This is a genomic window from Caulobacter sp. GW821-FHT12F03 (assembly GCF_058806855.1).
The window spans coordinates 339,722-362,746 of record NZ_JBXAQC010000002.1 but is presented as its reverse complement, the minus strand read 5'-3'; the positions used below and the strand labels follow the sequence as shown (position 1 = coordinate 362,746).

The 23,025-nt window shown below is 67.8% G+C and carries 20 protein-coding genes and 1 tRNA gene; 9 read left to right on the top strand and 12 right to left on the bottom strand.

Annotation, left to right across the window (positions count from 1 at the left end; translation table 11 throughout):
* Positions 1-24 precede the first annotated feature (24 nt).
* The 4 genes from AC1RN0_RS07235 to AC1RN0_RS07220 all read right to left on the bottom strand — a co-directional run bounded on the left by AC1RN0_RS07235 (position 25) and on the right by AC1RN0_RS07220 (position 7,868).
* Entirely contained in the window at positions 25-3,603 is a 3,579-nt protein-coding gene (locus tag AC1RN0_RS07235; RefSeq protein WP_492786757.1) for a type ISP restriction/modification enzyme, read from the bottom strand.
* A 4-nt stretch (positions 3,604-3,607) separates the two neighbouring features.
* Positions 3,608-6,757, bottom strand: a complete 3,150-nt coding sequence (locus AC1RN0_RS07230; protein WP_492786756.1) for a helicase-related protein — start codon at positions 6,755-6,757, stop codon at positions 3,608-3,610.
* A gap of 200 nt (positions 6,758-6,957) precedes the next feature.
* A tRNA-Gly gene (locus AC1RN0_RS07225) sits at positions 6,958-7,032 on the bottom strand.
* A gap of 92 nt (positions 7,033-7,124) precedes the next feature.
* Complete coding sequence (locus AC1RN0_RS07220) at positions 7,125-7,868, bottom strand: DUF6065 family protein (RefSeq protein WP_492787004.1); 744 nt, start codon at positions 7,866-7,868, stop codon at positions 7,125-7,127.
* An 86-nt stretch (positions 7,869-7,954) separates the two neighbouring features.
* On the opposite strand from AC1RN0_RS07220, the gene AC1RN0_RS07215 reads away from it, so the two are divergent.
* The 4 genes from AC1RN0_RS07215 to AC1RN0_RS07200 all read left to right on the top strand — a co-directional run bounded on the left by AC1RN0_RS07215 (position 7,955) and on the right by AC1RN0_RS07200 (position 10,343).
* Positions 7,955-8,464: a prolyl-tRNA synthetase associated domain-containing protein gene (locus AC1RN0_RS07215; protein ID WP_492786755.1), complete on the top strand. Its 510-nt coding sequence runs from the start codon at positions 7,955-7,957 to the stop codon at positions 8,462-8,464.
* A gap of 87 nt (positions 8,465-8,551) precedes the next feature.
* Entirely contained in the window at positions 8,552-9,466 is a 915-nt protein-coding gene (locus AC1RN0_RS07210) for a tetratricopeptide repeat protein (RefSeq protein ID WP_492786754.1), read from the top strand.
* Positions 9,467-9,477: 11 nt separating this feature from the next.
* The gene (locus AC1RN0_RS07205; protein WP_492786753.1) at positions 9,478-10,131 is read left to right on the top strand and encodes an LON peptidase substrate-binding domain-containing protein; all 654 of its coding nucleotides are present in this window, start codon (positions 9,478-9,480) and stop codon (positions 10,129-10,131) included.
* Between the two features lie 11 nt (positions 10,132-10,142).
* Positions 10,143-10,343, top strand: coding sequence for a Trm112 family protein (locus AC1RN0_RS07200; RefSeq protein ID WP_492786752.1), 201 nt, complete (start codon positions 10,143-10,145; stop codon positions 10,341-10,343).
* Positions 10,344-10,413: 70 nt separating this feature from the next.
* On the opposite strand, the gene AC1RN0_RS07195 is transcribed toward AC1RN0_RS07200, so the two are convergent.
* Positions 10,414-11,664, bottom strand: a complete 1,251-nt coding sequence (locus AC1RN0_RS07195; protein ID WP_492786751.1) for a UbiH/UbiF/VisC/COQ6 family ubiquinone biosynthesis hydroxylase — start codon at positions 11,662-11,664, stop codon at positions 10,414-10,416.
* A gap of 3 nt (positions 11,665-11,667) precedes the next feature.
* On the bottom strand, positions 11,668-12,150 hold the full coding sequence (locus tag AC1RN0_RS07190) for a hypothetical protein (protein ID WP_492786750.1): 483 nt from the start codon (positions 12,148-12,150) through the stop codon (positions 11,668-11,670).
* Between the two features lie 163 nt (positions 12,151-12,313).
* Here AC1RN0_RS07190 and AC1RN0_RS07185 point away from each other — a divergent pair, with 163 nt between their 5' ends.
* From AC1RN0_RS07185 to AC1RN0_RS07175, 3 genes are read left to right on the top strand one after another with little or no spacing between them, the layout of a single operon-like run.
* Positions 12,314-13,420, top strand: coding sequence for an HlyD family secretion protein (locus AC1RN0_RS07185; RefSeq protein ID WP_492786749.1), 1,107 nt, complete (start codon positions 12,314-12,316; stop codon positions 13,418-13,420).
* A gap of 4 nt (positions 13,421-13,424) precedes the next feature.
* Positions 13,425-15,032 (top strand): DHA2 family efflux MFS transporter permease subunit, encoded by a 1,608-nt coding sequence (locus AC1RN0_RS07180; RefSeq protein ID WP_492786748.1) that lies wholly within the window; start codon positions 13,425-13,427, stop codon positions 15,030-15,032.
* The gene (locus tag AC1RN0_RS07175) at positions 15,032-15,637 is read left to right on the top strand and encodes a TetR/AcrR family transcriptional regulator (protein ID WP_492786747.1); all 606 of its coding nucleotides are present in this window, start codon (positions 15,032-15,034) and stop codon (positions 15,635-15,637) included. The genes AC1RN0_RS07180 and AC1RN0_RS07175 overlap by 1 nt, the downstream gene beginning before the upstream one ends.
* Here AC1RN0_RS07175 and AC1RN0_RS07170 read toward each other — a convergent pair.
* The 4 genes from AC1RN0_RS07170 to AC1RN0_RS07155 form a co-directional block, all read right to left on the bottom strand.
* On the bottom strand, positions 15,634-16,452 hold the full coding sequence (locus AC1RN0_RS07170) for an enoyl-ACP reductase FabI (protein WP_492786746.1): 819 nt from the start codon (positions 16,450-16,452) through the stop codon (positions 15,634-15,636). The two genes, AC1RN0_RS07175 and AC1RN0_RS07170, sit on opposite strands and share 4 nt — an antisense overlap.
* Positions 16,453-16,602: 150 nt before the next feature.
* Positions 16,603-17,814 (bottom strand): beta-ketoacyl-ACP synthase I, encoded by a 1,212-nt coding sequence (fabB, locus tag AC1RN0_RS07165; protein WP_492786745.1) that lies wholly within the window; start codon positions 17,812-17,814, stop codon positions 16,603-16,605.
* Positions 17,815-17,879: 65 nt separating this feature from the next.
* Positions 17,880-18,392, bottom strand: coding sequence for a 3-hydroxyacyl-[acyl-carrier-protein] dehydratase FabA (gene fabA, locus AC1RN0_RS07160; RefSeq protein ID WP_492787003.1), 513 nt, complete (start codon positions 18,390-18,392; stop codon positions 17,880-17,882).
* Positions 18,393-18,485: 93 nt separating this feature from the next.
* Positions 18,486-18,998, bottom strand: a complete 513-nt coding sequence (locus AC1RN0_RS07155; protein WP_492786744.1) for an SH3 domain-containing protein — start codon at positions 18,996-18,998, stop codon at positions 18,486-18,488.
* A 109-nt stretch (positions 18,999-19,107) separates the two neighbouring features.
* Between AC1RN0_RS07155 and AC1RN0_RS07150 the strand changes: the two genes are divergently transcribed.
* Positions 19,108-20,094, top strand: a complete 987-nt coding sequence (locus AC1RN0_RS07150) for a 2-hydroxyacid dehydrogenase (RefSeq protein WP_492786743.1) — start codon at positions 19,108-19,110, stop codon at positions 20,092-20,094.
* 44 nt (positions 20,095-20,138) lie between these two features.
* Here AC1RN0_RS07150 and AC1RN0_RS07145 read toward each other — a convergent pair whose 3' ends face one another.
* Positions 20,139-21,125 (bottom strand): alpha/beta fold hydrolase, encoded by a 987-nt coding sequence (locus AC1RN0_RS07145; RefSeq protein ID WP_492786742.1) that lies wholly within the window; start codon positions 21,123-21,125, stop codon positions 20,139-20,141.
* Positions 21,126-21,192: 67 nt separating this feature from the next.
* Positions 21,193-21,930, bottom strand: a complete 738-nt coding sequence (locus tag AC1RN0_RS07140; RefSeq protein ID WP_492786741.1) for a HesA/MoeB/ThiF family protein — start codon at positions 21,928-21,930, stop codon at positions 21,193-21,195.
* Positions 21,931-22,032: 102 nt separating this feature from the next.
* Here AC1RN0_RS07140 and AC1RN0_RS07135 point away from each other — a divergent pair, with 102 nt between their 5' ends.
* Complete coding sequence (locus AC1RN0_RS07135; protein WP_492786740.1) at positions 22,033-22,890, top strand: YybH family protein; 858 nt, start codon at positions 22,033-22,035, stop codon at positions 22,888-22,890.
* Positions 22,891-23,025: the final 135 nt, after the last annotated feature.

The following is a 23,025-nucleotide window of genomic DNA, read 5'->3' as shown; positions in this document are numbered from 1 at the left end:
TACTCGTCCCCTATGCCTGCCCGCTCAGTCTGACATGCCCCGGAATGCGTCGGGCCAGCCCCCATGCTCGGCGATGCTCTCGTCGATCTGGGCCATCACCTTGCCCGTCTCCTCCAGGGCGACGATCATTCGGCGGTAGTGGAGCTGGTCCTCGGGGGTGAGGACGCGGCCGGGTTTCAGCTTGGCGCCGGAGCCGGTCTGGGCGCGGTCCTTGAGCCACTTCTGGGCCGGCTGATAGCCGCCGATCCAGTGCTCCCAGGCGGTCTCGGGCACCGTGGCGAACCAGTTCTGCTCGTTCAGATAGACGCGGCCCGAGGCATCGCGGCGCACTTCCTTGTCCTTGCCGAAACGGCCCAGGCGCGGCTCGCCGCCGTTGGAAGCGAAACGAACCGTCGGGTTCTCAAGCAGGTCCGGGAGGGCGTCGGCGTCCAGCAGGTGCAGGGCTACCAGCTTGGTCCCCAGCGGGATCAGGGCGGCGAAGAGGTCGCGGTCCTTCGGCAGAGGCACGCGGGCGAAGTCGGACTTCAGGAAGTCGGCGTAGCGCTCGCGATAGGCCGGCGAATGCAGCACCGCATAGATCCAGTCGAAGACATCGCGGGCGCCGAACGCCGTCTTCAGATCGCCGCGCTCACGCCGCAGCGCCAGCGATGCCTGCGGCGGCGGGGGCGGCTCGGTGCCCGGCAGCGCCCCCTGTGCCGGCGCGTCCGAGCCGTCGTCGAAGCGGAGGCCGGTCAGCTTGGCAAGACGGGCGGTGAAGGTGGGGGAGAGGTTGGGGCGAGCGGCCGCATCCAGTTGGCCTTGAGGAAGCCAAAGCGGCAACCCGTATGAGCCGTCCTTTAGAGAGACAAGATGGTTACTTGTTATGGTCTTGGTCGCGATGACGTAGTCATAAGCTCGACGATTTTCCGTCCGGCGCACGACGTTCAGACAGACGTTGCCAGGGACGGCCATGGCTTCACCAAGGTCCGGTCTCGGCCAGTCGGATATCAACTCGTCGGCACCGAAGTGACGTTGATCCATCGGCCTATAGGCAATCGGTTGGATTGATCGCCGCCACTCGGTCGATCGGTTCATGGCGACTCTGACATCAGCGAGTCTCCAGCCGCGAGTGTCCCCGGCCGGATATTTTGCATCGGGCTTCGTTGCGCCGAAAAGCTCTTCGCGGATTTCCCGCTCTGGTCGAGCCAAATCAGCGAGCCGTTCCAGAGTAGCTATGACTTCTTGGGCCTCGAACCCCACGGCGACGTGGTCTCTCGACGTTTGAACTCCGACCGAGTTGAACGGCATCAGGTTTGAGAGTTTCCCGAACCGGTAGAACTCTAGCTCTTCCTGTGTCGGCTCCTCAGAGAAGAAGTCATATAACTCAGGCCTAGGGTAGCCGGTTCGGCTTGCCAGCTCCCGCCCCGACGACTCGTCGAGCTGATCCAGTTTAAACTTCTCGGAACCCCTTAGAGAGCCGACGCGTACATGCGTCCCGTCACCGCTCCCATTCTGGCTTAAGATAAGGACGGCGACGCCTTGTTGAATGTCGAAGACATTTTCATCGCGCTCTCCGTCGGCACTGATTGTACTCTTACCGCCAAGATCAACGACCTCTGCATTCGTCCAATGCGTCGCTTGTTGGTAACGCATCCCGCGGAATGTTGGTCCGTCCAGATAACTATTGTCGGTAATCAGGCTGACGATGCCGACTCCTGTCCGCTCCACAATCCCCATCGAGAGCGAGAAGAACTTTACATAGTCATTCTGCAGCCAAGATTTCCTTTCTCCCAAGGCTTCTCCGTCGATGTACCGAAATCGATCAACCAGCTTCTGAGCCCAAGGCTGCATGTTCGAAGAGTTGCCTTGATATGGAGGATTTCCAAGGACAACGGTATTAGTGCTACGCTTCGCGTCATTCGCCGCCTTGGCCTCGTGCGCAAGGGCCTCGTTCATGAAGTCCAGCTGCATGTCGAGGTCCTGTGCCGGCTCCAGGGCGTTAGTCAGGAACACCCGCGCCCGCGTCGGCCGTGCCTGGCCGTCCGGCCCGATCTCGGACCCCGAGAAGTCGTAGCCGGTGTCGGCCAGCTTCAAGCCGATCTTCATGTGCGCCACGGCGTAGGGGGCCATCATCAGTTCGTAGCCATACAGCCGCTGCAACAGGTGTTCGGGGACGTAGGCGTTCCACATCCGGTCCCTCTCGGCCTTCGGCTTGTCCTTCCAGACCTCCATCATACGGCCGTGGATCAGGTCGATGACCTCGACCAGAAAGGTGCCGGTGCCGGTGGCCGGGTCCAGGATATTGACGAAGGGGTCGTCGGGCTTGGCCCCGTCCGGGATCTTCGTCTCCGGATGCGCCGCGACGAACTCCCCCCAGGTGGTGGTGTCGGCCAGCCCCAGCGGCAGGCCGAACTCGGTGCGCAGCACCTCGTCGACCGAGCGGACGATGAAGGAGACGACCGGCTTGGGCGTATAGAACACGCCGCGCTGGACCTTCATCGCCCTGTCGTAGGCGGCCAGGAAACCTTCGTAGAAGTGGATGACCGGGTCGTCGCCCTGCTTGTCCTTGTCGAAGTCGTCTAGGACGGCCTCCATGTTGGCTGTGTTCAGCAGATCGACCAGATCGCCAAGGCCAAGCTCGTCAAAGTCCAGCGCGGAACCGCCGGCGTCTCGGCCCACCGCGCCCATGAAGCTGGTAAGCAGTTCCGACAGGAACGGATTGGTCGGGATCGCCCTCTCCAGAGCGTCGGCGGTGATCGGCGGCAACAGCAGTTCGCCGTTCAGCGTCCGCGCCTTCTCCGCCCGCCAACGCTGCACTTGATCGATGCGCTTGGACAGCAGGCCGTAGGCGATGGTCTGGGCGTAGGTGTCTGCGAATTTTGCCTCGTCCAGATCCTTGTTCAGCGTCGCTTTCACAGCCTCAAAGAGCTGGGTTAGCGGCTGGCCCTTCTTCTCTTTGGGCAGAATCTCCTGGATGGACAGGCGGATCTGTTTGGCGCAGTCAGCCAGAGCCTGGGCCATCTCCTTTGCAGTGCGGATCGCTTCGCGTGGCCTGTCGACAAAGGCGCCGGCCCAGCGCGCCTTCCAGGCCTCGTCGAGTTCGCCCCGGTCCGGCCAGCGAAGGCGATCCAGACGCTCTGCCACCGTCTTCATGTGGCGCTGCGTGTCTTGCTGATCCCAGGTCAGGACCCGCAGGGTCGGCAGCGCTGTGGTCTCCGGCTCCTGATGGAAGTGAGCGAGGGCCAGCCGACGATCCTCGGCCTTGCCGAAGGCCGAGACGAACAACAGGTCGTTCTTGCCGAACAGCGCCCTGTCGCCGGGATTGGCGGAGGCCCGCTTCCTTCGGCTGACGCTCGACAGGATCCGCCGCAGCAGGGTGACCGGCAGCTCGGCCCTGTCGAAGTCGACAAAGAACACGCCCCAAGCGTTCTCCTGACCCAGGATCGGGCGAAGCTGAGTGATGGCGACCTCGGCATCCAGCTTCAGACCAAGTTCGTCCGCTGTATAGCTGTAGGTCAGCTTTTCGAGCGGCAGGTCCTCGGGGATTTCCCAATCCAGCTCGTCGCGCAGGTAGGCGACAAGGCTCGAGAAGTCAGTGACGGTCTTCAGCTCGGGGGACGCCATCGGATCAGTTCAACTCCATCCAGGCCTTGAGGATCGCCTGGGCGCCAACGGGCGCTTGCACGCGGCGCATGTAGCTGGCTTCGATATGCTTCTCGACCGCCGTGCGGGCGGCGACCAGGGTGGCGCGGTCAAGCTGGATACGCCGAGTGATGTCCGGGGCAGAGCGGACAAGCCCGGCGATAGCGGGCGCGCTGTCCAGCACCGCGCCGCCTTCCAAGTCGCGGAAATACCATCGGACCTGACGCCCCTCGTCGAGATCCCAGCGATCTTCCCCGTCAGGCCCATTCGCCCGGCCCGGCAGGGCGTAGCAGAAGAAGACGCCCCGCGCGCTCGACGCCTCTCGCCCGCTAAACACGCGGTTGGGTAGATCCGCGAGACGCGCCTCAAGATCCGGATGATCGATCAGAAGCTGGCGCAGTTCCTGCCGCAACTTCTCCTCGTCCGTCGGCGCGGAGTCGATCTCCTCGTTGAGGTCCTTCAGGTCTTCGTAGTCGTCGGCTTCGGTCAGCAGGCGCCGGCCTTCGATGCCGAATAGCTTCGAGATGCGCAGCGTCTTGCCAGCGACGCGGCTGTAGAGGCCGAGCAGCTTTTCCAGAGCGGCCGTGGGCAGGAAATTCCAGTAGGCGACCTTACCGCGCAGAGGCTCGGTGTCCGGGTGGTCGGCGACAAGCGCCGCCTCGGTCTTCGGATTCATCCGCCGGTCGACCCGGCCGATCCGCTGCATCAGCCGCACGGGGTTCCAGTGGAGGTCGTAGTTGATCAGCCGGGTAGCGTCCTGAAGGTTCAGGCCTTCCGAGAGCACGTCGGTGGAGATCAGCACGCGGATCTCGGCCTCGCCCTTCGCGGCAAGGGCAGCGCTGTTGGTCCCGTTATAGTAGGGCGCGAACCGCCGGATGATCTGGTCGCGCGGCGTCTTGGTCGAGGAGTCGATCTGGGCCAGGCCCGTGACCCCGGCCTTTCCGAGCTCTCGCATCAGGTAGCGGGCCGTGCCTTGGTACTCGGTGAAGATCAGCACCTTGTGGTGGGCGAGGACGGGGTCGGTGGTCAGCAGCGCCTTGAGCGCCGCCAGCTTGCCGTCCTGGCCGGCGTCGAAGCCTTTCAGGACATCGAGGAACTTGACCAGCTGGTTGAGGTCCTCGCGGGTCTCGGCCAATAGCTGCGGCACCTTGTATTTCGTGCGGGGCAGACGCTCGACCTTGTCGACCATTTCGCCGGTGATCAGGTCGTCGCCATCTTCCTCGCTGTCCTCGTCCTCGCCGGCATGTTGAGCGAGGCCAGCCCGCACCTGGGCGACCTGGTGACTGTGGCGATCTTCCCAGACGGCGAGGTCGGCGAGCTCCCCCTCGGTCTCCGCATGCGCCTTCCAGAAGGCCAATAGCTTGACCATCAGACGATGGCAGGACAACTCGAACGCCGCCGTTGAGCTTTCCAGCCGCTTGAGGAAGCCAATCCGGATGAGGCGCACGACCTGGGCTCTCCGGCCTTTGGCCAGATCGTCCTCCTCGGAGGGCTCGATCAGCCACTCGGTGGGGTCATAGAGCGCCAGGCGAAAGAGCTCGCTCTTGTGCTTGAAGGACTCCTCGACGAGGTCGAGCAACTGCTGCTGGAGCGGTGAGAGGCTGTAGTCCGCGACCTTCGGGACTTCGCGAACCGGGAAGATTGCACCGCCCTTGGACTCCGCCACCTGGCTGGCCTTCACGTAGGCACGGCTGCGCTGCACCACCAGATTGTTGACCAGCGGATCCTGGGCGAAGACTTCGCGCGCAGCCCCCACGCTGACGGACTGGTCGACGTCGTCTTCCGGCGCAGCATCTTCGGCCGAATGGTTGGCCTTACGGATCGCCTTTTCCAACGACCGGAAATGGCCCTGCAGCGAATGGACGCCCAGGGGGGCGAACGCATCAGCTCTTTTTGCGAACAGCTCGATCAGATGCATCAGGTCGAAGACGCCATTGTTCACGGGTGTGGCGGTAAGCAGGAACATCTGCTTGTGCCGATTGTCACGCGCGATGCGCTGCAGGATGCGGTAGCGGGATTCCTTCTTCGCGCCCTGCCCGGCAAGGCCCGGATTTCGGAAATTGTGCGCTTCGTCGATGATGATGGCGTCGAAGTGTTTGGCGATGGCCTCCACTTTCTTGGCCATGTCGCCGCCCCGGTTGAGGTCGGTGTGGTTCAGGACCATGACGTTGTCCCACGGCCCCCGACCAACGTCCTTGAGGTGGAGGTCCAGGTTTGCCTCCCAGACCGACTCCCGGCCGGATTTGGGAACGATAAGCGCCACACGCTTTCCTTCGTGGACGGCCAGCCGTTCCAGCAGCATCAACCCAACGAAGGTCTTCCCGAGACCCACGCCATCGCAGAGGAAGGCTCCGCCGTAGTCCTGGGCCTTCTTCATCAGCTGGCCGTAGCCTTCACGCTGGTAGCCATCGAGCAGTGGCCAGATCTTCGACTGCCCACGCTCCCATTCACCGGCGGAGATCTCGCGGCGCTTGAAGTACTGGCTCAGGGATTGAGCCCATACGTCGAACGGGCTGAACGACTGGATGTGCCGCTCGATGACACGGAGGACTTCCGGCGTGATGTCCTCGGCCTCGTCCCAATGTTCCTCGTACCATTCCTGCAGCACAGACACGGGCTGGCCGGTGATCTGGACGTTGAGCTCAATGTTTTGAGTCAGGCCCGGATAGGTGAAGTTCGAAGAGCCAACGAGGGCCGCCGCGCCGATGACGTCGCTGCGAGCGTGGGTGATGTAGGCCTTGGCGTGGAACTTGGCTTTCCGATAGACGCGGACCTGGATCTTGCCGGAAGCGATGGCCTCGACAATGGCCGGGACGCCGTCGAGGAAATCGTTCTTTTCCTTTTCGGTCTCAAGGCTGTTGTCCAGCCTTGAGACCCGATCCGATAGCGCCTTCTCGAATACGTTCTTGGTCCGCAGGCCGGCTTCATCACCCATCAGAATGCGGAGGCCGTCGAGCTTCTGCCACTGTCCGTCCAGGGCCAGGAGCGATCCAATCTCGAAATAGCCAGATGCAACATCGATGGACCGGGCGTAATCGCACCAGTCGTGCAGGTAGCGCAGCGCCTTCCATTCATCGTCGCTGTTATCGACGATGAACAGCTCTCCGCCTGTCCTCGCGTTGGCCCGTTTAGGCATGCGCCCCCCCATACTCGACCCGTCCGATCTAGCACGCGTCGGCGGGTCGCCACAGGAAACAAACCCAACGAATGGGGGTGTTGCAACCGAATTGCAACCGAGGCTGCCCAGCGGGCCATTTCGATTGAAAGTGAGAGGCCCTAAGACCGGGCCCGAAGCTCTCTAGCCTCGTCCCGTCTTCGGTTTTCGAATTTTCTAAATGGAGCGGGCGAAGAGATTCGAACTCTCGACCCCAACCTTGGCAAGGTTGTGCTCTACCACTGAGCTACGCCCGCGCTCCAGGGACGCTTCTGATGGGCGTCCCGAAAATCGAGAGGCGGCTTATGGCAGAGGGCCAAGGCCTTTGCAAGCGCCTCTGAACGCCGATTTACACGCCGAGGCGCGGAGATTTCAGACGGCGCTTGTTGACGTGGTTGGCGGGGGCAGGGCCGGTCTGTTCCGGCAGTTCGCCCTTGAAGTAGTAGCGCTGCCAGGCGTCGCGCACGGCGTCGGGTTCCTGCTTCATCAGGCGGCGGTTGAACTCCTCCCGCTGGCGGTACCAGGCGTCGTACTGGGCGCGCAGGTCGTCGTTCGAGGCCAGCGAGCGGGTGACCGGCTGGACCTGGGCCAGGGTCTTGTCCTGCACCAGGGTGATGAAACAGAACGGCTCGCCGCGCTCGAACCGCACGCGGCCGGGGCGGGTGAAGATCCAGTTCATCGTGAAGGGGAAGGGCAGCCAGTCGGTCTCGACCAGGCCGACCAGCGGCTGGACGCCGTCCTTGACGTGGTTGGGCGGGCCGCCGACCCACATCGACCAGCCGGGCGGGGTGCGGAACAGGTAGCCGGGGTGGAAGGTGAAGATGCCGCGCGAGAAGTGGCTCTTCACGAAGTCATGGAAGTCCGGATGGCCGTGGTCGGGCGTGAAGGTGATGCAGTCCTGGTGCGCGCCGCCGTTCCACTCGGCGGTGAAGCCGACCGGGCAGAGGATCTCCCACCCCGACGTGTTGGCCATCGACAGCGGCAGGCAGCGGTAGGGATGGCGTTCGGCGAAGGCGTCCATCCACGCCCGCTGCGGGCGGCCCGGCACGATGTCCGGCGGGCGCTGGCTGGTCGGGTAGCACTCCAGAAGCATGGCGGCCTCTCTGATTGTCGTCATCCGAACCTCTCGCCCGCGGGAAGCGGTTCCGCAAGCGCCTTGGTTTGGCTATCTGGGCGGCCATGAAGACGCGCACCGACCTCCTGGCCTTCCTGGCCGACCAGGGCATCGCCGCCACGACCCTCGACCATCCGGCCGTGTTCCGGGTCGAGGACGGCCCGGGGATCAAGGACGCCCTGCCCGGCGGCCACACCAAGAACCTGTTCCTGAAGGATGCGAAGGGGCAGCTGTGGCTGATCTCGGCGCTCGGCGAGACGGTCATCGATCTCAAGCGGCTGCACCCTGTGATCGGCTCGGCGCGGCTGTCGTTCGGCAGCCCGGAGCTGATGCTGGAGACACTGGGCGTGACGCCCGGCTCGGTGACGGCGTTCGGGCTGATCAACGATACGGAGCATCGGGTGCGCTTCGTGCTCGACGCGGCGCTGGCGGCGGCCGACCCGGTCAACTTCCACCCCCTGACCAACACGGCGACCACGGCCGTATCGCAGGCCGACTTCCGGAGGTTCCTGGCGGCGGTGGGCGTGGAGCCGCTGATCGTCGATTTCGGCGCGATGGCCGTTGTTCGCGGCTGATGTGGAATTGAACCGGCGGCCGGGTGCGACCATCTTGTCGGCGAAGCGTTTGAACGCGGGCGAAGGCCCGCACACGGGACGGAAGAGATGACCCTGATCGGAGAGGGCCTGGCCCCCAGGACCAACGGCGCGGCGGCGGCCGGCGACATCATCAAGGACGGCTCCGACGCCAGCTTCGTGACCGATGTCATCGAGGCCTCGCGGACCACGCCGGTCATCGTCGACTTCTGGGCCACCTGGTGCGGCCCCTGCCGCCAGCTGACGCCCGCGCTGGAAAAGGCGGTCACCGCGCTGGGCGGCGCCGTGCGGCTGGTCAAGATCGACGTCGACAAGAACCCCGGCTACGCGGGCCAGCTGCAGGTGAAGTCGATCCCGACGGTCTACGCCTTCGTAAACGGCCAGCCGGTCGACGGCTTCATGGGCGCCCTGCCCGACAGCCAGGTGAAGACGTTCGTCGAAAAGCTGGCCGGCCCGCCGCCAGCCTCGGAGATCGACGAGGTCCTGGCCCAGGCGAAGGAGTCGATGGATCTGGGCGATCTCGGGGGCGCGGCCCAGGGCTACGCGGCGGTGCTGCAGATGGACCCGGCCAACGTGCCGGCCATCGGCGGCCTGGCGCGCTGCTACATCGCCGGCGGCGACTATGAGCGCGCCGCCGAGGTGGTCGCCCTGGCCCCGCCGGGGGCGAAGGACGCCGATCTCGACGCCGCCCGCGCGGCCCTGGCCCTCGCCGAGGGCGCCGCCGCCGAAACCGCGCCGTTCGAACAGGCCCTGGCCGCCGATCCCGAGGATCACCAGGCCCGCTTCGACCTGGCCGGAGCGCTGGCGGGCCAGGGGCGGCTGGCGGAGGCCGCCGACCATCTGCTGACGATCATCGCCAAGGACCAGGCCTGGAACGACCAGGCGGCGCGCAAGCAGCTGCTGACGGTGTTCGAGGCCGCCGGCTTCAACTCCGAGGTCGCCAAACAGGGCCGCCGGCGCCTGTCCTCGATCCTGTTCAGCTAGGGAAGACGGCCATGGTCACGGGTTATCGCAAGGCGGTCGACCTGCCCCAGGCCATTCCCGTGTTTCCGCTCGACGGGGCGCTGCTGCTGCCCGGCGGCCAGCTGCCGCTGAACATCTTCGAGCCGCGCTATCTCAACATGATCGACGACGCGATGGCCGGCGACCGGCTGATCGGCATGGTCCAGACGCGCGGCGGCGAGCCGGAGCGGCCGACGCTGGCCCCCGTCGGCTGCGTCGGCAAGATCACCAGTTTCGCCGAGACGCCCGACGGCCGCTACATGATCACCCTGACCGGGGTCTGCCGGTTCGCGACGGGCGACGAACTGCCGGTCGCCACGCCCTATCGCCAGGTGCGGGCGCGGTTCGCGCCGTTCGAGGACGACCTGCGGCCGGACGCCGCCCTGAACGATATCGACAAGCCGCGCTTCCTGCGGGCGCTCGGCCGGTACCTCGATCACCGGGGCCTCGGCATCGACTGGGACGCGGCCGGCCAGGCTCCGTCCGGGGCGCTGGTCAACAGCCTGGCCATGGGCCTGCCGTTCGACCCCGCCGAAAAGCAGGCGCTGCTCGAGGCGCTGACGATCGGCGACCGGGCCGAGGCCCTGATCGCCCTGCTCGAAATCGACAGCGCCGGCGGCGATGACGAACCCCATTCGATCCAGTAGAAGCTGACGCCATGACCGAAGCCGCCGCTCCCCCCGTCACCGACGTCGATCCCCGCCTGCTGGAGGTCCTGATCTGTCCGGTGACCCGCACGCCCCTGACCTACGACCGGGCGAAGGGCGAACTCGTCAGCAAGGCCGCGAAGCTGGCCTATCCGATCCGCGACGGCGTGCCGATCATGCTGCCGGAAGAGGCAAGGGCGCTGGAGGAGTAGGGCCAGGGGCTAGCAAGCCTTCTTGCCGCGCCTTCGCTCTCACCAGCCCCTATTCCCTAGACCCTAATCCCTAAAGCGCCTGCCCGCGCAGCAGACGGGGCAGGTCGCCGACCGCGCCGCCGGCCTCGTGCATGAAGAAGCGCCGGGCGGGGCCGATGGTGTTGACCGCCGTCATGCCGATGCCCCGGGCCAGCCGGATCAGCGGGTTGTCGTTCGAGAACAGCCAGACGAAGGCGTCCATGCCGGCCGCCAGGGTGTTGGTGTCGAACCGGCGCCAGGCCGCGTAGCGCTCCAGCACCGCCTCGGCGCCGATATCCTCGCCCAGCCGCGAGGCCTCGACAATCACCTGGGCCAGCGCCGCCGCGCCCTTGAGGCCGAGATTGAGCCCCTGGCCCGCGATCGGGTGCACGCCGTGCGCCGCGTCGCCGAGCAGCGCGATGCGCGGGGCGCAGAGCTTTTCGGCGATGGCGATCGACAGCGGGTAGGTGAACACCGGCCCCATCACCTCGATGTCGCCGAGGAAGTCGCCGAAGCGGCGCACGAGGTGGGCGTTGAAGGCTTCGGGGCTGGCGGCCTTCAGGGCGTCGGCGCGGCTGCGCTTCTCGGTCCAGACCAGGCTGGCGCGGTCCTCGGTCAGCGGCAGGATGGCGAACGGCCCGCCGGGCAGGAAGTATTCGTGGGCGACGCCGCCGTGGCCGTGCTGCAGCTTGACGGTGCAGACCACGCCCGTCTGGGGGTAGTCCCAGCCGGTCACGTCGATGCCGGCGGCCTTGCGCACGGTTGAACCGCGCCCCTCGGCGCCGACCACCAGCGGGGCGGTCAGGACCCTGCCGCTGGCCAGGGTGACCTCGGCGAAGGCCGGCTTGACGGAGACCGACGCCACGCGCTCGGGGGCCAGCACCGGAATGCCGGCGGCGGTGACGCCCTCAGCCAGGGCCGCGCGGGTGCGGCGGTTCTCCAGCATGTAGCCGAGCGGTTCGCCCTCGACGCGGTCGGCGATCTCGCCGGCGTCGAAATGCAGGAAGAAGGGGGTCTGGGCCGGCGAGGCGGCGCCCGGGCTGCGGCCATCGGTGACGAGGATCTCGTTCATCCGCTCGGCATGGGGCTCCAGCAACGGGGCCAGGCCCAGGGTCCGCCACTGGCGGAAGCAGGAAAAGGCGATCGCGCAGGAGCGACCGTCGAAGGTCGGCTCCAGCTGGGTGTCGAACGGCATCGGATCGATTAGCAGCGGCTCGATGCCGCCGCTCTTGAGCGCGAGGGCGAGCGTGGCGCCGGCCATGCCGGCTCCGGCGATGATCACGTCGGCGTCAAATCTGGCCATGATCTAGTAGGGCACCGCGGCGGGGGTTTCGGACTGCTTCTGGCCTTCGAGGATGTCGCCGACCGGGTCGCCGGACGGGGCGGCCTTCGGCGCCGGGGCGGCGGGCTTGAGCTTCGGCGCGGGCGTCGGCGTCAGGACCGGCGGGGGCACGGCTTTCGGGGCCGCGGTCTCGGTCGGCGGCGCGGCATCGGTCGTCGCGGTGTCGGACGGCTCCTCCAGCACCTCGGCCGGCGTTTTCGCCGAGGGCGGGGCCGGGACCCGCGCGGCGGCGGTCTTCGGCGCGTTGGGATCGAACGGCACCGCTTCGCGCGCGCCGTCCGCCGGCGTCGTCAGCGGCGCGGCGACCTGTTGGGCGCCGGTGTACCAGCCGGGCGGATTCTTGCGGATCTGGTCGCGGAATCCGAGGAACAGCCCCAGCACCGCGCAGGCGGCGAGGAACAGGGCGACCCAGCGCAGGGCCGGCGGCGTGGACGTGACATCGGTCATCGCCCGCTGGTTTACAGCGACACGCGTCCCGGCGAAAGCGCGGCGCGACACTTGATTTATGGACGACTGCGTCCATTTAACCCTTGCCCGTCGCGATGGGCGCGGCTATCGCCAGCATCCGGAGCGGCGAACGCCAATCAACAGTGTACGTCAGGGGCTGACGATGTCGTCCATTCCCAGGAACCGTCTGGTTCCCCTTATCGCCGGCGGCGCCGCCGCCCTGGCCATTATCATCGGCGCCGGGTTCTGGTGGGCCGACAAGCAGGCCTACGAGAAGACCGACAACGCCTTCGTCCAGGCCGACACCGTGCAGGTCAGCCCGCAGGTCGCCGGCTATGTCGTCGAGGTGCTGGTCACCGACAACCAGCATGTCGAGGCCGGACAGGTGGTCGCCCGCATCGACCCCACCTCCTTCCAGGCCCGGCTTGACCAGGCCATCGCCAACGCCAACGCGCTGGAAGCGGCCGTCGGCGCGGTCGATGACAAGGCCGCCCTCGAGCAGGCGATGATCGCCCAGCGCGCCGCCGGCGTCGCCAGCGCCCGGGCCGACGCCGGCCGGATGGACGCCGATCTCAAACGCTACGGAGAACTCGCCGCCAAAGGCTGGGTGTCCGACCAGAAATTGACCACCGTCCGCGCGGGCGCGGCCCAGTCGGCGGCCTCTGTCGCCCAGGCCCAGGCCGCGCTGGAGGCCGAACGGCGCGCCGCCGAATCGCTCGGCTCGGCCCGCGCCCAGACCATCGCCCAGGTGGCCGCCGCCCGCGCCGCCGTCGAGCAGGCGCGCATCGATCTCGACCGCACGGTGATTCGCGCGCCCGCCGCCGGCGTCGTCGGCGCCCGCTCGGTGCGCCCGGGCCAGCTGGTCCAGCCCGGCGTCACGCTGATGAGCGTGGTGCCGCTGGGCAAGGGCTTCATCGTCGCCAACTTCAAGGAAACCCAGCTCGCCCGGCTGCGCATCGGCCAGCCAGTGGAAATCCGCGCCGACGCCTTCGGCAGCCGGACAATCCGCGGCCGCGTCGAGAGCTTCGCCCCGGCCACCGGCGCGGAGTTCGCGCTGATCCCGGTGGAGAACGCCGTCGGCAACTTCACCAAGATCGCCCAGCGCGTGCCCGTACGCATCGCTGTCGACGCGGGCGAACCCCTGTCGGTCGCCCTGCGGCCCGGCCTGTCGGTCGAGGTCAAGGTCGACGTGCGCGGCAAGACCGGACAGAGCTTCGCCGAATCCGGACAGGCGCCCTCGCGGGTCGCCCGCGCCGGCGAGCCGCGCTGACGCCATGACCACCGCGACCCTCAGCGGTCCGGCCACCCCTCCCGCCGCGGCGGCGGCTCCGGCGGTCAACTGGACGATGCTGTTCCTCGGCTTCGGCGGGATGGCGATCGGCCAGTTCATGGCCATCCTCGACATCCAGATCGTCGCCGCTTCCCTGCCGCAGATTCAGGCGGGGATCGAGGCCAGCGCCGACCAGGTCAGCTGGATCCAGACCGCCTACCTGATCCCCGAAGTGGTGATGATCCCGCTGTCGGCCTATCTGGCAAGGCTGTGGGGCACCCAGCGGGTGTTCATGGCCAGCTGCGGCGGCTTCCTGCTGATGAGCGTGCTGGCCGGCCTGTCGACCAACATCGACATGATGATCGCCTGTCGGGCCCTGCAGGGGTTCATCGGCGGGGCCATGGTGCCGACGGTGTTCGCCACGGCCTTCAGCGCCTTCCCGCCCGAGCGCCGGGTCACGGCCAACGTCGTCACCGGCATGATCGTGACGCTGGCCCCGACGGTCGGCCCGACGCTGGGCGGCCACCTGACCGACTGGCTGAACTGGCGCTGGCTGTTCTTCATCAACGTCGGGCCGGGCCTGCTCAGCCTGTTTCTCGTCGGGCGCTACGGCAACTTCGACAAGGGCGACCGCCGGCTGGCGCAGAACTTCGACTGGTTCGGCCTGGCGTTGATGGCCGTGTTCCTGATGAGCATGCAGTACGTCGTCGAGGAGGGGGCCAAGGACAACTGGTTCCAGGACGACACCATCCTGTGGCTGACGGTGCTGGCGACGGTGACCGGCGTGGCCTTCGTCTGGCGGCAGCTGACCTACTTCCAGCCGATCATCCAGCTGAAGGCCCTGGCCGACCGAAACTTCAGCCTGGGTCTGGTGATGGGCGCGACGTCGGGCCTGGCGCTCTATGGCGGGACCTTCCTGCTGCCCCTCTATCTCGGCCGCGTGCGCGGGTTCTCGGCCTCGGAGGTCGGCACCACCATGCTGGTCTCGGGCATCGCCATGTTCATAACCGGCCCGCTGGCCGGCCGCTGGGTGCGGCGGGTCGATCCGCGCATTCCGATCTTCATCGGCTACAGCATGGTCGCCTGGGGCATGTGGCTGGGCCACGACCTGAACGGCGAGTGGGGCTTCGTCGAGTTCGCGGCCGTGCAGGCGTTCCGCGGCGTGGGGGTGATGACCGCGATGATCGCCTCGACCCAGATGACCATGAGCACCCTGCCGCTGCATCTGATCAAGGACGCCTCGGGCCTGCTGAACCTGTCGCGCAACACGGCCGGGGCCATCGGCATGGCGGTCATCGCCAGCAACCTGACGACCCAGAGCGCCGTGCACATGAACGACATGGTCTCGCGCATGGACCGCGGCAGCGTCGAGGGCCAGGCCATGCTGGCCGGCCTGACCGCGCGCTTCCAGCAACTGGGCGTGGCCGATCCGCAGGGCGCCGCCTACAAGGCGATGCACTACATGATCGCGCAGAAGGCCCAGATCCTGGCCTTCGGCGACGCCTTCGCCTTCATGGCCGTCTGCGCCATCATGGCCGCCTTCCTCGCCCTGCTGGCCAGGCCGGGCAAGGTCCCGCCGGGCGGGCGCTCCATGACGGAGCCCGCGCACTGATGCCCCGCATCGTTGGACAGATCGACGCCGTGAAGAGCGAGGCGATCCTCGACGCCGCCTCGGAGGTGCTGGGCGAACGCGGCCTGGCCGCGCCGATGGAGGAGATCGCCCGTCGGGCCAAGGTCTCGAAACAGACGGTCTACAACCACTACGGCTCGAAGGCCGATCTGGTCCGGGCGCTGGTCGAGCGGCGGGTGGCGAGCATCACCGCGCCGCTGCGCGAGGCCGGGGCGGACCAGCATCCCGAGGAAACCCTCAAGGCCTACGCCCGCACCCTGCTGACCCTGGTCAGCAACAAGAACTACGCCCTGATGCGGGTGACCATCCAGAGCGCCGGGGCGATGCCCGATCTGGCGCGCGAGGTGCTGGAAGCCGGTCCCAAGCATTCGCGGGCCCAGCTGGCGCAGTTTCTCGAACTCGAGACCCGCGCGGGCCGCATGGCCGTGCACAATCCGCTGCAGGCGGCGGAGTTCTTCGGCGGCATGGTGCTGGGCCACCGGCAGACCAAAGCGCTGCTCAATCTCGCGCCCGACCTGAGCGAGGACGAGATCGACGCCTCGGCGACCGAGGCGGCCCGCATCTTCATGCGGGCCTACGCGGTCTAGCCCTCGGCGGGCTCGCCGTCCGGCAGGCCGATCATGTGGAAGCCGGCGTCGACGTGCACCACCTCGCCGGTGGTCGACCGGCCCAGATCCGACAGCAGCCACAGCGCCGCCCCGGCCACGCCCTCCATCGAGGTGTCTTCCTTCAGCGCGCTGAAGGCGCGGCCCTGGCTGATCATGCCGCGTCCGCCGGAGATGCCCGCCAGCGACAGGGTGCGCATGGCCCCGGCCGAGATGGCGTTGACCCGGATGCCCTTGGGACCCAGGTCGCGGGCGATATAGCGGGTCGCCGCCTCGAGCGCCGCCTTGGCCACGCCCATGGTGTTGTAGTTGGGGATGACCCGCTCGGCGCCGAGATAGGTCATGGTGACCATCGACCCGCCGTTGGGCATCAGGCGCGCCGCGCGCCTGGCCGTGTCGACGAAGCTGAAAGCCGAGATGTTCATCGCCCGCAGGAAGCCCTCGCGGGTGGTGTTCTCGACGAACGACCCCTTGAGCTCATCCTTGTTGGCGAAGGCGATCGAGTGAAGGAAGGCGTCGAGCGTGCCCAGTTCCTTTTCGATCTGGGCGAAGGCCGCGTCCATCGAGGCGTCGTCGGTGACCTCCATGGGCACGAAGGTCTTCACGCCGATGCTCTCGCCGAGCGGGCGGACGCGCTTTTCCATGTCCGGCATGTAGGCGAAGGCCAGCTCGGCGCCCTGGGCGGCCAGCTGCGAGGCGATGCCCCAGGCGATGGAATTGTGGTTCGCCACCCCGGTGATCAGGGCTTTCTTGCCCTTCATCAGCTCGCCCTTGGGGAAGGTGTAGTCGTCGGCCATGGGTGGTTCCCTATCCGTGCGTGGTTCGAGACGCGCCCTCGCGGGCGCTCCTCACCATGACGAAGAGGGTTAGCGGCCCTCTCCGCCCGTCATCCTGAGGAGGCTGCGTAAGCAGCCGTCTCGAAGGACGCAAGTTGCTTGTGCCGTGCGCTAGACCCGCGCCATCACCAGGCAGCCGTTGGTGCCGCCGAAGCCGAAGCTGTTGGACATCACCGTCTCGACCTGGCGGTCTTCGCGCTTGAGCAGGATCGGCATGTCCTCGAAGGCGGGATCAAGGGTCTCGATGTTGGCGCTTTCGGCGAGGAAGCCGTTGTTCAGCATCAGCAGGCTGTAGATCGCCTCCTGGGCGCCGGCGGCGCCGAGTGAGTGACCGGTGAGCGACTTGGTGGAGGAGATGGCCGGGGCCTTCTTGCCGAACACCTGGCGGACCGCCTCCATCTCCTTCAGGTCGCCGACCGGCGTCGAGGTGCCGTGCGGGTTGAGGTAGTCGATCGTGCGGTTGCCCGCGCCGGCCATGGCCAGGGTCATGCAGCGGACCGCGCCCTCGCCCGACGGGGCGACCATGTCGTAGCCGTCCGAATTGGCCGCGTAGCCGACGATTTCGCCGTAGATCTTCGCGCCGCGGGCCTTGGCCCGCTCGTACTCTTCCAGCACCACGATGCCCGCGCCGCCGGCGATGACGAAGCCGTCGCGGTTCAGGTCGTAGGCGCGGCTGGCCACGGCCGGCCGGTCGTTGAAGTTGCTGCTCATGGCGCCCATGGCGTCGAACATGTTCGACAGCGACCAGTCGAGCTCCTCGGCGCCGCCGGCGAAGACCACGTCCTGCTTGCCCAGGAGGATCTGCTCGTAGGCCGAGCCGATGCAGTGGGTGGAGGTGGCGCAGGCCGAGCTGATCGAGAAGTTCAGGCCGCGAATCTTGAACCAGGTGGCCAGGGTCGCCGAGGCGCCCGAGCTCATGGCCTTGGGCACGGCGAACGGGCCGATGCGCTTGGGGCCCTTCTCGCGGGTGGTCTCGGCGGCCTGGATGATGGCGCGGGTGGAGGGGCCGCCGGAGCCGACGATCAGGCCGGTGTGGTCGTTGGAGACCTCGCTCTCCTCGAGGCCGGAATCGGCGATCGCCTGTTCCATGGCCACGTGGGCCCAGCCGGTGCCCTCGGCGAGGAAGCGGGCGGCGCGACGGTCGACCAGCGCCTCCCAGTCACAGTCGGGCGCGGCCTCGACCTGCGAACGGAAACCGAGATCGGCGTAGGACTGGGCGAACTTCACCCCGGACCTGGCCTCGCGCAGGGAGGCGACGACCTCGTTGGCGCTGGACCCGATCGAGGACACGATACCGATGCCGGTAACGACGACGCGACGCATGACGACTCCCTAATTCCCCCATCCGCCCCCGGTTCGGGCCGGATCTTGTCCAGAGACCGGCCTGATCAGGCGCTGGCGCCCGGAATGAACAGGCCAACCCGGAGGTCTTTCGCCTCATAGATAAGCTTGCCGTCAGCTTCCAGCACCCCGTCACCTATCCCCATAACGAGCCGGCGGTTGATCACCCGCTTGAGCTCGATGCGGTAGACGACCTTCTTCACGTCGGGGGTAACCTCGCCGGTGAACTTCACCTCGCCGACGCCCAGGGCCCGGCCGCGGCCCGGGCCGCCGATCCAGCCCAGGTAGAAGCCGACCAGCTGCCACATGGCGTCGAGGCCGAGGCAGCCGGGCATCACCGGGTCGTTGTTGAAGTGGCAGGCGAAGAACCACAGGTCCGGATTGATATCGAGTTCAGCCTCGACGTAGCCCTTGCCGTGCGCGCCGCCGTCGGCGTTGATCTGGGTGATGCGGTCGAACATCAGCATCGGCGGCATCGGCAGCTGGGCGTTGCCGGGGCCGAAGGTTTCGTCACGGCCGCAGGCGATCAGATCGTCATAGCTGTAGCTGGACTGGGCCATGGGGGCCGGGGTCGTCGAGGTCATGCGTCACCGAAACTTCGCCGCGTCCGCGCGGCCTGACTGGCGCGGGGTTACCACGCGGGGGCGGGCGCCTCAATCTTCGCGCGGACGACAGGGTGTCGGGCCGCCGGCGCCCCAGACCTCGGCCGCAGGGACCCAGCCGGTTTCGCCGCCCGCCTTGATCTTCCGCCAGTCGCCTTCGCTCTTGTCGAGGGCGGCGATGGCGTTGGGCGACAGCCAGGCGACGACGCGGGCGCCCGGTTTGGGCGCGGCCAGCATGGCCAGGGCCCCGGGCTTGACCCGCATGACCGTCAGCCGGCCGTCGATGCCGCGCTTGTGCGCCCAGGCGATCGCCCCGTCGGGGCCGCGCACGCGGCGCCAGTCGCTGGTCTCGGCCACCACCTCCAGCGGCATGCCCTTCGAGCGCCACACCCACAGGATGCGGTAGTCCTCGCCGGGCCCCTTGCGGGCGTAGACCTCGCCGAATTTGAGCGACACGAAGCGCGGCACGGGCAGGGTCGAGGGCGTGTCGCAGGTCTCCTGGCCCCTCGCCCCGCAGGCCGAAAGGGTCAGCGCCAGCCCCAGGGCCGCCAACTTTACCGGCAAAGCGCCAAACCGGGCCCTAAACGGCCGCAGCCTGCCTTGGCCCTGCGCCGGGCCTTTGCTAAGGGTGCGATGACCCCCCGAGGGGCCAACGCCGTTATTGAAAGCGTCCATGGCCGCCAAGAAGCCTAAAGTCGTCGTCACGCGCAAGCTGCCCGATCCCGTGGAAACCCGGATGCGGGAGCTGTTCGACACCGAACTCAACGTCGACGACCGGCCGATGACGCCGGACGAGCTCGTCGACGCGATGAATCGCTGTGACGTTCTGGTGCCGACCATCACCGACCGTCTCGACTCGCGCCTGCTGTCGCGGGCCGGCGAGCGGCTGAAGCTGATCGCCAACTTCGGGGCCGGGGTCGACAACATCGACGTGACCACCGCCAACCAGCGCGGCGTGATCGTGACCAACACCCCGGGCGTCCTGACCGAGGATACGGCCGACCTGACCATGAGCCTGATCATGGCCTCCACCCGCCGCATCGTCGAAGGCGCGGCCGTGGTGCAGTCGGGCGGCTTCCAGGGCTGGTCGCCGACCTGGATGCTGGGCCGCCGCCTGTGGGGCAAGCGGCTGGGCATCATCGGCATGGGCCGCATCGGCCAGGCCCTGGCCCGCCGCGGCGCGGCGTTCGGCCTGTCGATCCACTATCACAACCGCAAGCCGGTCAGCCCGCGCGTGGCCGAGGAGCTGGGCGCGACCTATTGGGAAAGCCTGGACCAGATGCTGGCGCGGATGGACATCGTCTCCATCAACTGCCCGCACACCCCGGCCACCTATCACCTGCTGTCGGCCCGCCGGCTGAAGCTGCTGCAGCCGACGGCCGTGGTGGTCAACACCGCCCGCGGCGAGGTCATCGACGAAGGCGCCCTGGCCAACATGCTGGCCCGCGGCGAACTCGCCGGCGCCGGCCTGGACGTCTACGAGCACGAGCCGGCGATCAATCCCAAGCTGCTCAAGCTGCCCAACGTGGTGCTGCTGCCGCACATGGGCTCGGCCACTGTCGAGGGCCGCATCGACATGGGCGAGAAGGTCATCGTCAACATCAAGACCTTCATGGACGGCCACCGCCCGCCCGACCGCGTCATCCCGGCGATGCTGTAGGCAACGAGGGACAGATACCCCAGTGTGTCTGTCCCTGATCCGCCTCAGGGCGTCGCCACCCACACCTTCGTCTTCAGCCACGCATCGAGGTCGGCGGCCGACTTGTCGGCGATCTGTTCCATCGGGACGTGACCGACCCCGGGATAGACGATCACGGTCGAACCGGGGATGGCGCCGCCGAACAGGGCGGCGTGGCTGACCGGGATCAGCTTGTCGGTATCGCCGTGCATCACCAGGGTCGGGACGGCGATCGCCGACAGCTTCGCCTTCGTCGCCGCGTCGGCCGGGTCGAAGCCGCCCATCAGGTTCAGGATGATGTCGCGATGCCCCGGGGCGCGGGACATCTCGACGTAGCGGGCGACCATGGCGTCATCGACCATCTGCGGCGTCGGGGCGAAGGCGTCCTTCAGGCCGGCGCGGGTCATGGCCGTGGTGTCGAGATCGCCGATCAGGGCCCGGCCGACGGGGTTGCGCAGCACCTTGAAGATGAACGGGCCCTCCTTGCCGTCGGCGTGCTGCTGCGGCCAGCCGGCGGCGTCGACAAGCACCAGGCCCTGCAGCTTCCCGGGATGCTTCAGCGCGTAGTTCCAGGCCACGCCGCCGCCCATGGAATTTCCGACCAGCACGAACTTCGTCACGCCGAGCTTCGTCGTCACGCCGTCGACGACGTCGACGAAGCCGCTGCGGGTCAGGGTGTAGCCCTCGGGCGCGCTGGTCAGGCCGAAGCCCGGCAGGTCGAGGGTGATGATGCGGTAGCGCGACCCCAGCCGCTGGACCCAGGGCTCCCAGGTGTGCAGCGAGGCGGCGAAGCCGTGCACCATGACGATCGTCGGCCCGTCGCGCCGCCCCTGATCGCGGTAGTGGACCTTCAGGCCGCCGGGCAGGTCCATGTAGCGCGAGGCGCTGTTGGCGTACTTCGCCTGCAGGGCCGGCCAGGGGATGTCCGGCCGGCGCAGGGCCAGCCAGCCGCCGACCAGCAGCACGGCGACAACGACGACGATCCCGACAAGGACCCTGCCCAGCGTCTTCATGGTGTCTCACCCCAGCCCGGCTCTTGCTGTCCGGCGGGACGGATGACGCCCGCTCCCGGGCCGGCCGTCAAGCGCCGCAGGCGGGGCAGGCCGGGTCGGCGCCGATGCGCACGGTGCGGGTTTCGGCGGCAAGGGCGTCGTAGATCAGCAGCCGGCCCGCCAGCGGCGCACCCGCGCCGGTGACGATCTTGATCGCCTCCAGCGCCATCATCGCGCCGATCACCCCGCCCAGCGCCCCGACCACGCCGACGGCCGAACAGGTCTCGGCCTCCGGCGGAACGTCGGGCACCAGGCAACGGTAGCAGGGCTTGCCGGAGAAGACGCCGACCTGGCCGGTCCAGCGGGCGATGGCGCCGCTGACCAAGGTCGTCCCGGCCGCGACACAGGCGTCGGACACCGCGAAGCGGGTGGCGAAGTCGTCCGTACCGTCGAGCACCAGGTCGTGGCCGGCGATCAGGGCGGCGGCGTTGCCGGGCGTCAGGGCCGTGGTGTGGGTGTCGATGACGATCTCGGGGTTGAGCGCGGCCAGCCGCCGGGCCGTGACCTCGGTCTTGTCCTGCCCCACGTCCGCCGTCGCGTAGAGCACCTGCCGCTGCAGGTTGGACAGGGCCACGGTGTCGGGATCGACGATGGTGATCCGCCCCACGCCGGCCGCCGCCAGATAGAGGGCCGCCGGGGCGCCGAGTCCGCCCGCCCCGATCATCATCACGCTGGCCGCCCTGAGCTTCTGCTGGCCCGGGCCGCCGACCTCGCGCAGCACCAGATGGCGGGCGTAGCGTTCGACCTCGGCCTGGGAAAAGCTCATGGGGAAGTTCGGTCCTGTGGGCGGCGAAGTCTTACCGCGATTTCATACCGCGCGGACGGGGGCAGGGAGTAGCCTTCCCCGACGAAATCGCCGGAGACCGACATGCGCCTGATCCTGGCCCTCGCCGCCGCCGCCCTCGCCCTGCCCGCCGCGGCCGCTGTCGCGCCGGTCACGCCCGACCCCGTCGTCGCGGCCGAGCGGGCTTTCGCCGCCGACGGCTATCGCCTGGGGGTGAAGAAGAGTTTCCTCGCCCACATGGCCCCGGACGCCATCCTGCTGCAGCCGGACCCGGTGAACGCCCGAGAGACCTTTCTCGCCGCGCCCGACGACGGTCCCGAGGATCCGAAGCTTGAATGGTGGCCGACCTGGGCCGGCATCGCCGCCTCCGGCGACCTTGGCTTCACCACCGGCCCCTACAGCGTCGGCGGCAAGCGGCGCGGCCACTACTTCACGGTCTGGAAGAAGCAGGCCGACGGTCAGTGGAAGTGGGTGTTCGACGGCGGCGTCGGCAGCGACCCGTCCGCCTCGCCAGGACCGGACGCCATGCCGGGGTTCCTCGCCATGCCGAAGGTTCCTGGCCTGTATCCCGAGGGCGCCTTCAGCAAGGTCCAGGCGGCGGAAGCCGCGCTGGCGGCCGGGGCGAAGACCGACAGCAAGGCGGCCTATCTCAAGGTGCTGGCCTGCGACGGCCGGATCCAGTCGTCGCCGATGGCGCCGGCGACCGGCTGCGGGACCTTCGGCCCGGAACTGGACCGGCGCGCGAGGCAGATCGCCTTCGCGCCATTTGGTGGGGGCGTCTCGGCGGCGGGGGATCTGGCCTGGACCTATGGCGCCGCCGGTTGGGACAAGGAGGGCAAGCCGGTGAAGGCCCACTATGTGCGCGTCTGGCAGCGCCGGCCGGAGGGCTGGCGCGTGGTGTTTGATGAACTGCTGATTCCACGGGTGGGGGCAGCGGGGTGAGTCTTCCTCTCCCGGAGGGAGAGGTGGCCCGGCGGAGCCGGGTCGGAGAGGGAACGGCGAAAGTCGGCCGACCCCGGCGCCTCCCTCTCCACCATCCTCCGGATGGTCCCCCTCTCCCTCCGGGAGAGGAATGAG